Source organism: Providencia sp. PROV130 (assembly GCF_028482225.1).
Taxonomy (GTDB): domain Bacteria; phylum Pseudomonadota; class Gammaproteobacteria; order Enterobacterales; family Enterobacteriaceae; genus Providencia; species Providencia rettgeri.
This window is the reverse complement of sequence record NZ_JAMPQC010000029.1, coordinates 92,577-104,462: the sequence shown is the minus strand read 5'-3', so window position 1 is coordinate 104,462 and position 11,886 is coordinate 92,577. Positions and strand designations below refer to the sequence as shown.

The 11,886-nt window shown below is 42.5% G+C and carries 13 protein-coding genes; all 13 read right to left on the bottom strand.

Features of this window, described 5'->3' with window-relative positions; all coding sequences use genetic code 11:
* Window positions 1-184 precede the first annotated feature (184 nt).
* Window positions 185-976, bottom strand: coding sequence for a cell division protein CpoB (gene cpoB, locus PSF28_RS19340; RefSeq protein WP_210837823.1), 792 nt, complete (start codon window positions 974-976; stop codon window positions 185-187).
* Between the two features lie 22 nt (window positions 977-998).
* Window positions 999-1,496 (bottom strand): peptidoglycan-associated lipoprotein Pal, encoded by a 498-nt coding sequence (pal, locus tag PSF28_RS19335; protein WP_004909091.1) that lies wholly within the window; start codon window positions 1,494-1,496, stop codon window positions 999-1,001.
* Window positions 1,497-1,540: 44 nt separating this feature from the next.
* A complete protein-coding gene (gene tolB / locus PSF28_RS19330) occupies window positions 1,541-2,833 on the bottom strand; it encodes a Tol-Pal system beta propeller repeat protein TolB (RefSeq protein WP_004256782.1) in 1,293 nt (430 codons plus the stop codon).
* A 146-nt stretch (window positions 2,834-2,979) separates the two neighbouring features.
* Entirely contained in the window at window positions 2,980-4,098 is a 1,119-nt protein-coding gene (tolA, locus tag PSF28_RS19325; RefSeq protein ID WP_198641779.1) for a cell envelope integrity protein TolA, read from the bottom strand.
* Window positions 4,099-4,149: 51 nt separating this feature from the next.
* A complete protein-coding gene (tolR, locus tag PSF28_RS19320) occupies window positions 4,150-4,572 on the bottom strand; it encodes a colicin uptake protein TolR (RefSeq protein WP_102138335.1) in 423 nt (140 codons plus the stop codon).
* 17 nt (window positions 4,573-4,589) lie between these two features.
* Window positions 4,590-5,273: a Tol-Pal system protein TolQ gene (gene tolQ / locus PSF28_RS19315; protein WP_004256787.1), complete on the bottom strand. Its 684-nt coding sequence runs from the start codon at window positions 5,271-5,273 to the stop codon at window positions 4,590-4,592.
* A complete protein-coding gene (ybgC, locus tag PSF28_RS19310; RefSeq protein WP_004256789.1) occupies window positions 5,270-5,665 on the bottom strand; it encodes a tol-pal system-associated acyl-CoA thioesterase in 396 nt (131 codons plus the stop codon). The genes tolQ and ybgC overlap by 4 nt, the downstream gene beginning before the upstream one ends.
* 134 nt (window positions 5,666-5,799) lie before the next feature.
* Window positions 5,800-6,087, bottom strand: a complete 288-nt coding sequence (gene ybgE / locus PSF28_RS19305; protein WP_004256791.1) for a cyd operon protein YbgE — start codon at window positions 6,085-6,087, stop codon at window positions 5,800-5,802.
* Window positions 6,088-6,092: 5 nt separating this feature from the next.
* Window positions 6,093-6,206 carry a cytochrome bd-I oxidase subunit CydX gene (gene cydX, locus PSF28_RS19300; RefSeq protein ID WP_004909083.1) on the bottom strand — a complete coding sequence of 38 codons (114 nt, stop codon included), beginning with the start codon at window positions 6,204-6,206 and terminating at the stop codon, window positions 6,093-6,095.
* Between the two features lie 11 nt (window positions 6,207-6,217).
* Entirely contained in the window at window positions 6,218-7,357 is a 1,140-nt protein-coding gene (gene cydB, locus PSF28_RS19295) for a cytochrome d ubiquinol oxidase subunit II (protein ID WP_210837825.1), read from the bottom strand.
* 14 nt (window positions 7,358-7,371) lie between these two features.
* Window positions 7,372-8,940 (bottom strand): cytochrome ubiquinol oxidase subunit I, encoded by a 1,569-nt coding sequence (gene cydA / locus PSF28_RS19290; RefSeq protein WP_004256799.1) that lies wholly within the window; start codon window positions 8,938-8,940, stop codon window positions 7,372-7,374.
* Between the two features lie 843 nt (window positions 8,941-9,783).
* Window positions 9,784-10,656, bottom strand: a complete 873-nt coding sequence (gene sucD, locus PSF28_RS19285) for a succinate--CoA ligase subunit alpha (protein ID WP_004256808.1) — start codon at window positions 10,654-10,656, stop codon at window positions 9,784-9,786.
* Complete coding sequence (sucC, locus tag PSF28_RS19280) at window positions 10,656-11,822, bottom strand: ADP-forming succinate--CoA ligase subunit beta (protein WP_004909077.1); 1,167 nt, start codon at window positions 11,820-11,822, stop codon at window positions 10,656-10,658. The genes sucD and sucC overlap by 1 nt, the downstream gene beginning before the upstream one ends.
* Window positions 11,823-11,886: the final 64 nt, after the last annotated feature.

Sequence of the window (11,886 nt, the reverse complement as noted above, 5' to 3'; positions counted from 1 at the left end):
ATCTAAAACTAAATTTCTTTTTGTCTTTCGAGATTTTTGGCTAACCGTATTCTCGCATCAACGGCGGCTTATATTACTGATTTCTGACGAGGGTGCAATGATTTTTTTGCAAAAAAAGATTAAATGCACACTTATCATACTGATAACCCCGAAATATTCGGTAATATGGCTTCGGGGTTATAAATTAAAGTGTACTCAGCTTTTTTTCGGCTAATTTTGAACCAGCACTGTTTGGATATTGTTTCAGCACCTGTTGGTAAACAGCTTTTGCTTTATCTTTTTGTCCCTTATCTTGCATGATCAGCCCAACTTTATATAAGGCTTCGCTGCTTTTTTGGGATTTAGGATATTGCTTAACTACAGTCGCGAAATAAAAAGCAGCATCGTCTTTGCTACCTTTATTGTAGTTTAACTGCCCCAACCAATAATTGGCGTTAGATTGATACCCAGACTTAGGGTAGGCTTTAACAAAGCCTTGTAATGCCCCTATTGCCTGATCAATTTGAGCTTTGGATTTGCTTTCCATCGCTAATTTAACTGCAGCATTGTAATCATCTTTCTCATTTCCACCTGTATTAGCAGCTGCCGTAGGTGCCGTTGAGGAAGATGATGTGTTTGATGCACTAGTGTCAGGTGTTGTTGTATCACCTGAAGTTGCTGAGTTTCCACCGCCTGCATTGTCTAATTGCATGTATAAATCTTTCTGGCGCTCAATAACTTGATTCAATTTGTATTCACTTTCTTGAATCTGACCACGTAACATGTCGATGTCGCGTTGGTTGTCAGCGAGTTGTTGCTGGATTTGATACATGATTTGACCTTGAGAGCTAACTGCTGTCTCAAGTTGAGTAAGGCGGTCTGTTGTTGAACCAGATCCGACATTGTTGATTGGCGCTTGGGCAATAGCGGCCCAAGGGGCCGCTACGCCAACCAATAACGACAGACCGACTAGTAAGTGTCTGAAGTTACTGTTCATAATAGATAATTTCGCTTATCTATTAGTATGCAATGACTGCACGACGGTTTTTCGCGTAGTCTGCTTCAGTGTGACCTAACACAGCTGGTTTTTCTTTACCGTAAGAAACCAGTGAAACTTGGTCACCAGAAACACCTTTGCTTTGCAGGTACATTTTAACTGCATTAGCACGACGCTCGCCCAGCGCGATGTTGTATTCTGGAGTACCACGCTCATCCGCATGACCTTCAACAACAACACGTACAGATGGGTTGCTACGCAGGAATGCTGCGTGTGCATCTAACATTTCAGCGTATTCTGGAGATACGTTGTATTTGTCAAAGCCAAAGTAAACAGTGTTGTTTTGTTGCAGCTGTTCCATTTGCTGACGTGCCAGCTCTTCCGCAGACAGACCAGTGTTAGTTTGGTTAGTAGAAGTATCTACGCCATCTTGGTCATTGTTTTTGTTAGAGCTACAAGCTGCGACTGCCATGATTGGTAACGCGATCATCAGCCCTTTAAGCACTTTATTCAGTTGCATCGTTTTGATCCTTAATATTTTTTGCCACACATTATTATTATGCATCACAGATACGGCGACCAGGCAGGGAATTTAACCTGTCCATCGGTAGCCGGAAGACGCGCTTTGAAACGCCCGTCGGTCGAAACTAGCTGCAATATAGTCCCCAAGCCTTGAGAGGAGCTATAAATTACCATAGTGCCGTTAGGTGCGATACTCGGCGTTTCATCTAGGAACGTTTTCGTTAAAAACTCAACGTTGTTCGTTGCCAGATCTTGTTTGGCGACATGTTGCTGACCGCCGCCGGAGCTGACCATCACTAAGAAAGTACCATCCGGGCTAACATCAGCGTCCTGATTTTGTGTTCCTTCCCAAGACACACGTTCAGGGCTGCCACCATTAATATTCATTTTATAAATCTGCGGACGTCCCGCCTGATCTGAAGTATAGACTAAAGTTTGGCTATCAGGCATCCAGCTTGGTTCCGTATTGTTACTACGGCCATCGGTCACCTGGCGAATTTGCCCACTCGCTAAGTCCATAACATATAAATTCAGGCTGCCTGTTTTAGACAGTGCAAATGCCAATTTTGTGCCATCTGGAGAGAATGCAGGTGCCCCATTATGACGTGGGAAAGATGCGACCTGACGAACTGCTCCTGTTGATAACGTTTGAATGACAAGTGCTGAACTACCGCTTTCAAAAGTCACGTATGCCAGTTTTTCACCATCTGGTGACCAAGCTGGCGACATCAGAGGTTCTGGTGAACGGTGAACCGTAAATTGGTTAAAACCGTCATAATCAGAAACTCGTAATTCATATGGATACTGACCGCCTTTGTTAACAACAATATAAGCAATACGCGTACGGAATGCGCCACGAATACCCGTCAATTTTTCAAAGACTTCGTCACTTGCAGTATGCGCTGCATAACGTAACCATTCTTTGGTTACTTTATATTGGTTTTGAGATAAAACAGCACCTGGGTTAGCCGCGACATCAACTAACTGATAGCTAACAACAAAACTACCATCAGCAGCAGGCTGCACCTGACCCACAACCACGGCGTTAATACCTAACGCTGTCCACGCTTCAGGAATCACTTCAGAAGCTGTACCAGGTTGCTGAGGCATGCGGCTTGGCTCGATAGGATTAAATTTCCCGCTATTGCGTAAATCAGCGCCGACTATTTGGCCGACCTCTTGTGGTGGTGCACCAGCACCTGACCATTTAAACGGCACAACACCAATAGGTTGAGCTGAATTAACCCCTTCAGTGATCTCAATACGTATTTCAGCCTGAGCCACTGTCGCCCATAGCATTAGGAACCCTAAAACTACTTTAAAAGCCTGCTTCATTCTTATCTCCCTTACTGCGGATTATTTACTACCGCAATAATTCGCTGAATTTTAACAAAGGTATAATAACAAAACTAGATACCACACAAACTATTTATGCTATTGCCTTAATAATATCAATACAGACTGCTCTGAGTTATTGAAAATCAAGGCTTAAACACAACTGTGCTACCCGCTTTATTAAACGTATCATAGACTTCTCTGCTCGGTGGTTTAGGCATCGTTGCAAGTTTTGCTGCTCGGATTGCTGCATCACAGAGTGCCGCGTCATTAGCTGGGCTATTTTTTGGTGTAATACTCACCAATAACCCATCAGGCGCCAGCTTTAATTGAAGTTCACAAGTACGCCCACGGAAAGTATCTGAATCATAAAATTTACTTTGGATAGCCGCTTTGACTTTACCAGCATAGCTGTCCACATCCGCATTGGAAGCGCCCGATTTTTTACCACCACCTTTTCCAGCTGCGGCTTCACCACCTTGTTTGCTTGGGCCTGATGCCGTTAAATCACCAAGCAAATCATCCACGGAAGCCGCATTTTTAGCCGCTTCAGCTTTGGCTTTCGCCGCTTTTGCTTTCGCTTCTTTATCGGCTTTCTCTTTAGCTTCTTTATCCGCTTTAGCTTTCGCTTCTTTTTCGGCTTTTACCTTAGCTTCTTTATCGGCTTTTTCCTTGGCTTCTTTTTCTGCTTTTTCTTTAGCTTCTTTTTCCGCTTTGGCTTTAGCCGCTTCCGCTTCTTTCTGCGCTTGTGCCTCGGCCTTCGCCTTCTCAGCCGCTTGCTCTTTAATTAGCTTTTCTTTTTCAGCTTTCGCTTTTGCAGCAGCTTCTTCCGCTATTTTTTGCTCTTCCTTCGCTTTTTTAGCAGCGTCTAATGCTTTTTTCTGTTGTTCCTCAGCTTGCTTTTGTTGCTCAGCTGTATCGCGTTCAGTTTTAATACGCTCTTCTTCAAGCTGCTGAAGACGCTTTTGTTCCTTTTCTTGCTGTTCTCTAAGCTCAGCCTCTTGCTTTTGTTCTTGCTCTTTGCGCTCTTTTGCCGCTTGTCTGACGTTATTTTGCTGTCTTTGCATTTCTTCATACTGCTCAACAACCACGCCAGGGTCAACCATCACCGCATCGATGACAGTTCCCTCTTCCCCGCCACCACCAAGTTTGACGACGGAAACTAAAGAGCCTATAACAATCAAACCAATCAATAGGACGTGCAATACGATTGACATCACTAACGAGCGATTTAAGTTATCTTTTTTCTCTTTTGTCTTTCCCACTCTGGTATCCAAAAAAAGAATTGTGACTTATTCAAACGACAATAACCCAGCCTATATAGGCTGAGTCATCAAGCCAACCGATTTTATCCCTGCGCTGTGTAATATATTCAGCGCCTTAATCACTTCTTCATAAGGGACTTCTTTTGCACCACCAATCAAGAAAACTGCTTTTGGATTTTTCTCTAGTTGAGATTTTGCCTCTGCAGCAATTTGCTCTGGTGGCAGCAATTCTAAAACCTCACCATCAAGGCGCATGTTATATTGGCCTACCCCCGACACTTCTAAAATAATCGGTGGGTTATCACTTGATGATACGGTTTGTGTATCTGTTGCATCCGGCAATTCAACTTCCACACTTTGAGAAATAATCGGTGCTGTTGCCATAAATATCAGCAACAGTACCAACAATACGTCCAGTAATGGAACAATGTTGATTTCGGATTTCAGCTCACGTCTGCGACTTGTGCGCGCCATTCGCTTATCTCCCCGTCTTATTTCTTATCAGCAGAGAAGGCTTGACGATGCAAGATGGCTAAAAACTCTTCCATAAAGTTATCGTAGTTTTGCTCTAATTTGCTGACACGTAAGTTCAAACGGTTAAATGCCATAACTGCAGGGATCGCTGCAAACAAACCAATTGCGGTTGCAATCAGCGCTTCAGCAATACCCGGTGCTACCATTTGTAATGTTGCTTGTTTTACTGCTCCCAAGGCAATAAACGCATGCATAATCCCCCAAACAGTACCAAATAAACCAATATATGGGCTAATTGAACCAACAGTTCCTAAAAATGGGATATGTGCTTCAACTGATTCGAGTTCACGATTCATTGAAATGCGCATTGCACGGGAAGCTCCCGTCACTACTGCATCTGGCGCATGAATATTCGCTTGGTGTAAACGAACGAACTCTTTAAAACCAGAATGGAAAATTTGTTCGGCACCACTCAATTCATCACGGCGAGCTTGGCTTTCTTTATATAAGCGCGATAGCTCAATACCTGACCAGAACTTATCTTCAAATGCTTCAGCCTCACGAGTTGCCGCATTTAAAATTTTCGTTCTTTGAATAATGATCGCCCATGATGCGATAGAAAAACCGATCAAAACGAACATAATGAGCTGAACCAAAAGGCTCGCTTTAAGGAATAAATCCAGGATATTCATGTCAGTCACTGTTTAAACTCCGCGACAATAGACTTAGGAAGCGCAATTGGCTTCATTTTTGATGTGTCCACACAAGCAATAAGGGCATTTGCCCCACAAAGCAGGTTACCTTGCGAATCAACTAACCTTTGCTGAAAAGTTAATGAAGCACGTTTCATTTCAATAATTTGTGTTTCAACTTCCAGCAGGTCATCCAGCTTCGCCCCTTTGACAAAATCAATTGTCATGCTTCGCACAACGAAACCAAGGTTCTCAGCAAGCATACTTTGTTGATTGATACCTTTATTTCGCAACATTTCGGTTCTTGCTCGCTCAAAAAAGGCTAAATAGCGTGCATGATAAACAACACCGCCCGCATCTGTATCTTCATAATACACGCGAACAGGCCAGCGAAATAACATAACAATCACTCCGTCTTAGGTTAAATTAATTAACGGTGCCACTATACGCAAGACAGTGCCAGTTTGGAATCACTTTGAAAGTAAAGATATCAAAAATAATTATGGGTCCATTGACCCATAATTAGCAATTAGAATTATCTAAAGACCTGAAAAAGTCCCCAAATAAGAATGATGGCAGCAGGCAATGGATGAAAAATTGCACGAAAGATAACTTTTTTAGGTTTAAAACCCACACCAAAAATCATCGCGGTACACGTTGCCCATATTAATAACAGCCCTTGCCATATTTGAAATGAACTGGTTTTTGCAGCAAATAGGGTTGGATCCCACATGACTGCACCTGCAGTAACTAAAGCTAAAATAAGGATAAGGGCCCTTATCGGCCCCTTATCCAATAGCTGATAGGTTTTATCCACCAGCATTTTTATTACTCACCATCTTTAGCGGCTTTAGAGTCTTCAGAGTGCTCTAACGCTAATGCTGCAATCACTGCAAAACTACAAGCTAACAGCGTGCCGAGGATCCAGGCGAAATACCACATAGTTATGCTCCTTAATACAGTGAATGCTTGTTGCCTTCGATGAAGTTTTTGTCCAAACGACCGAACATTTTGTAGTAACACCATGCGGTGTATGCCAGTACGATTGGTACAAAGATAATAGCAACAACAGTCATTACTTGCAGTGTAAACAAGCTAGATGTTGCATCCCACATGGTCAAACTTGCGTTTGGCATGATGCTTGAAGGCATGATGAATGGGAACATTGCTACACCACAGGTTAAAATGATACAAGCGATGGTTAATGAAGAACTCACAAACGCCAAACCATTTTTGTCTGCTTTACTAAACAGCATTGTCACTAACGGCAGTACTACACCCAGAGCAGGCAACGCCCACAGGATTGGGTAAGTGTTGAAGTTAGTTAACCAAGCACCTGATTCAACAGCAACTGTTTTGTTTAGTGGGTTAGATACGCTCAATGTATCGATAGTTGAAGTAACAACATAACCATCAATACCCATCACTAACCAAACACCTGCGCCTGCGAAAGCAACTAAAGTGACTAATGCACAGATATATGTTGCTTTACGAACACGTAAGTACAGTTCACCGGTGGTACGCATTTGCAAATAAGTTGCACCTTGCGTCACAATCATCATTAAGCTGACAACACCCGCTAACAGACCATATGGGTTCAGTAGACCAAACAGGTTACCAGTATACGTCAGGTACTGCTGGTTATCGATTTGCAGTGGAACACCTAATAACAGGTTACCAAACGCAACACCGATAACTAATGGTGGAACGAAACCACCGATAAACAGGCCCCAGTCCCACATGTTACGCCATTTTGGGTTCTCCAGTTTTGAACGGTAGTCGAAACCAACCGGACGGAAGAACAATGCAGCTAATACCAAAATCATAGCGACATAGAAACCAGAGAATGCCGCAGCATAAACTTGTGGCCATGCAGCGAACATTGCACCACCCGCAGTGATTAACCAAACTTGGTTACCATCCCAGTGCGGTGCAACTGCATTAATCATGATACGGCGTTCAGTATCTGTTTTACCTAAAATAGGTAATAAGAAGCCAACGCCCATGTCAAAGCCATCTGTGACAGCAAACCCAATCAGTAATACACCGATAAGGATCCACCACACAAACCGAAGAACTTCATAATCAAACATAAGTGGACTCCTATTTACTGAACGTCGTGTGCAGAAGTGTTTTTCTGTTCAAAATGATAACGACCGGTTTTCAGGCTACTTGGCCCTTTACGAGCGAATTTGAACATTAAGAACATTTCAGCAATTAAGAACAGTGTGTACAGACCACAGATCAATACCATAGAGAAGATCAGGTCATGGGTCGTCAAGTTGGAGTGTGCGACCGAAACAGGTAACACTTCACCAATTGCCCATGGCTGGCGACCATACTCTGCAACGAACCAACCTGACTCAATTGCAATCCATGGTAGTGGAATACCGAGCAGTGCAATACGCAGCAACAGTTTATTTTGACCAATACGGTTACGAACTACTGACAGGAATGCCCAGCCGATAATTAACAGTAACAGGAAGCCAACACCAACCATGATACGGAATGCCCAGAACAGAGGCCCAACGTTAGGAATACTATCTTTCACTGCTTTTTGGATTTGAGCTTCAGTTGCATCAACAACATTTGGTGCATATTGTTTTAACAGAAGACCATACCCAAGATCTTTTTTGCTTGCTTCAAATGCTGCACGCAATTCAGGATCTTTGTTACCAGCAAGAAGTTCTTGTAACTGACCGTACGCAATCATACCGTTACGAATGCGAACTTCGTGTTGTTTCATTAGGTCTTTCAGGCCTAAAACAGGTGTGTCAACAGAGCGGGTTGCAATGATACCCATCGCCCAAGGAATCGAGATCGCAAATTTATTTTCTTGTTTCTCGGTATCTGGCCAAGCGATTAAGTTAAACGCGGCAGGAGGAGCATGAGTTTCCCACTCAGCTTCAACCGCTGCAAGTTTAGTTTTTTGCACGTCACCCATTTCGTAACCTGATTCATCACCAAGAACGATAACAGATAGAACCGCTGCAATACCAAAACTTGCTGCAATTGCAAAAGAACGCTTAGCAAAAGCAACATCACGACCTTTAAGCAGGTAGTAAGAACTAATACCTAAGATAAACATTGCACCGGTACAATAACCCGCAGCAACTGTGTGGACGAACTTAACTTGTGCAACTGGGTTCAAGACTAGCTCAGAGAAGCTAACCATTTCCATACGCATAGTTTCAAAGTTGAAATCAGCAGCGATTGGGTTTTGCATCCAACCGTTCGCGACTAAAATCCACAGAGCAGAGAAGTTAGAACCTAAAGCAACTAACCATGTTACAGCAAGGTGTTGTTTTTTGCTTAAACGATCCCAACCAAAGAAGAATAAACCAACAAAGGTAGACTCTAAGAAGAACGCCATCAAACCTTCGATTGCAAGAGGTGCACCGAAGATATCTCCAACGTAATGAGCGTAGTAAGACCAGTTAGTACCGAATTGGAACTCCATGGTCAAACCCGTTGCAACACCCAGAGCAAAGTTAATACCGAATAACTTACCCCAGAACTTAGTCATATCTTTATAAATTTGCTTGCCTGACAGCACATATACCGTTTCCATGATCGCAAGCAAAAACGCCATACCTAGCGTTAATGGTACGAACAGGAAGTGATACATCGCAGTTAAGGCAAACTGTAATCGTGACAGTTCGACAATATCAAACATCTTGACTCCTTGCTCCTAGCAGGAAGACACCGACTTGCGGCAACCCAGCTTCCAGTTTTTAATACTTAGAAAGCCTCTTAACTACCAGCAAAAAATGCCTCAAAACAACAAATAATTAACAAAATTAAAAGAACGAACGTTACTATAATAATAGTACGCCTATCTTCACACACAATAAACTTCTTTTACGTGACTCAGATTTGAATTCTGAATTTACATCAATAATTATACCCTTTAATAGAAAATCGAGTATTTGATCGAGCACCAATTTAAGCAATTTAAACAAATAAAGCCAGAGGCAATGAATTGATTTACGTCAATTTTTTTCCTGTTGTTAATTGCTATACCTGTCAGTCAATTAATGGTTATTTACTTGTTAAAATGCTGTTATTGATAATGATATAAATGTTCCTAATTTTTCCAAAGATTAACAAAAAATATAATCATTGAATTAAAGCCTCGAAAAAAGAATATTTAATTTGTAATAGTATCTTATTTTAAACTTATTATGAATTTTATTAATATGACCATATTTCTCTACTAAACGGTTATATTGGCTTAATTGAATTACCGTCAATATTATAAAATTGATATGCCGCAATTTCGCTATTTTTTGCATAAAATGCTACATCCCCTCTCTTCTATTCACCCAATTGCCATTTCATTATCAATTTTCTTTCATATAAGCTGATAGTGCGCAGTTTTAAGTATAGACATACTTTTCAGAAAACCGCATAACCATACAAAAATTGTTTGGAATATTTTTACAAGGCATAAAAAAACCCGCGCTCACATGAGCACGGGCTTTCGTCTCTTACTCTTGCTAGTTGCCTAGCGAATTACTTATTTGTTCAACAGTGATTTTACTGCATCACCGATGTCTGCAAGGCTACGAACGGTTTTCACGCCAGCCGCTTCTAATGCAGCAAATTTCTCATCAGCAGTTCCTTTACCGCCTGCGATGATTGCACCTGCGTGGCCCATACGTTTGCCTTTTGGTGCAGTTACACCTGCGATGTAACCGACAACAGGTTTAGTGACGTGCTCTTTAATATAAGCCGCTGCTTCTTCCTCTGCGTTACCACCGATTTCACCGATCATGACGATAGCTTCAGTTTGTGGATCCGCTTGGAATAATTTTAGGATATCAATAAAGTTTGAACCGGGGATTGGGTCACCACCGATACCAACACACGTTGATTGGCCTAAACCTGCATCAGTGGTTTGTTTAACCGCTTCATAAGTCAACGTACCTGAACGTGAAACGATACCCACTTTACCCGGCATATGGATATGACCAGGTTGGATACCAATCTTACATTCACCCGGAGTGATAACACCAGGGCAGTTAGGGCCAATCATACGAACGCCTGCTTCGTCTAATTTCACTTTCACTGTCAGCATATCCAACGTTGGGATACCTTCAGTGATGGTGATGATCAGTTTAATGCCTGCATCGATAGCTTCTAAGATAGAATCTTTACAAAATGGTGCTGGAACATAGATAACAGAAGCGGTTGCGCCCGTTGCTTCTACGGCTTCACGAACGGTGTTAAATACAGGTAAACCTAAGTGAACAGTGCCACCTTTACCTGGAGTCACACCTCCCACCATTTGCGTGCCATAAGCAATCGCTTGTTCTGAGTGGAATGTACCTTGGCCACCTGTGAAACCTTGGCAAATTACTTTGGTGTTTTTATCGATTAAAATAGACATTATTTAGCCTCCGCTGCTGCTACTGCTTTCTTAGCTGCATCTGTCAGGCTGTTCGCAGCGATAATATTCAAGCCGCTGTCTGCCAGTTTTTTAGCACCTAACTCTGCATTGTTACCTTCTAAACGCACAACTACTGGTACATTTACGCCAACTTCTTCAACTGCACCAATGATGCCGTCTGCAATCAGGTCGCAGCGAACGATACCACCAAAGATGTTAACAAAAACTGCTTTCACGTTTTCATCAGAAAGAATGATTTTAAATGCTTCAGTTACACGCTCTTTTGTCGCGCCGCCGCCAACATCTAAGAAGTTAGCTGGTGCACCACCGTGCAGCTTAACGATATCCATGGTACCCATTGCAAGGCCCGCACCGTTAACCATACAGCCGATATTGCCATCTAACGCAACGTAGTTCAGTTCCCACTGAGCGGCTTGTGCTTCACGTGCATCTTCTTGTGATTCATCACGCAGTTCACGAATTTCTGGTTGGCGATATAACGCGTTGCTATCGATACCTAATTTACCATCTAAACAAACTAAATCACCCGCAGTACTAATAACCAGTGGATTGATTTCAGCTAATGCTAAATCGCGTTCTAGGAATAACGTTGCCAGACCCATGAAAATTTTCGCGAATTGGCTAACTTGTTTACCGGTTAAGCCTAATTTGAATGCTAATTCACGGCCTTGGAAAGGCATTGGGCCAGTCAGTGGGTCGATAATCGCTTTATGAATTAACTCTGGAGTCTCTTCTGCTACTTTCTCGATTTCCACGCCACCTTCGGTAGATGCCATGAATACAACGCGACGAGTGCTACGGTCTACAACCGCACCTAAATAGAGTTCTTTAGCAATATCAGTTGCCGTTTCAACCAGAATTTGGTTAACAGGCTGGCCGTTTGCATCAGTTTGATAGGTAACTAAGTTTTTACCTAACCAGTGTTCTGCAAATGCTTTCACTTCATTGATATCACTAGTGACTTTTACGCCGCCAGCTTTACCACGTCCACCTGCGTGAACTTGGCATTTAATTACCCATGGGCCGTCACCAATTTTTTTAGCAGCATCGACGGTTTCAGCGACTGATGAACAGGCATAACCTGTCGGTGCAGGCATCCCATAACGTGCAAACAACTGTTTTGCCTGGTACTCGTGTAAATTCATGATGTTCTATCCATAATTGAGTCTGAAGAGGCGTTTATTCGCCTCCTGCAATTGTTACTGATTT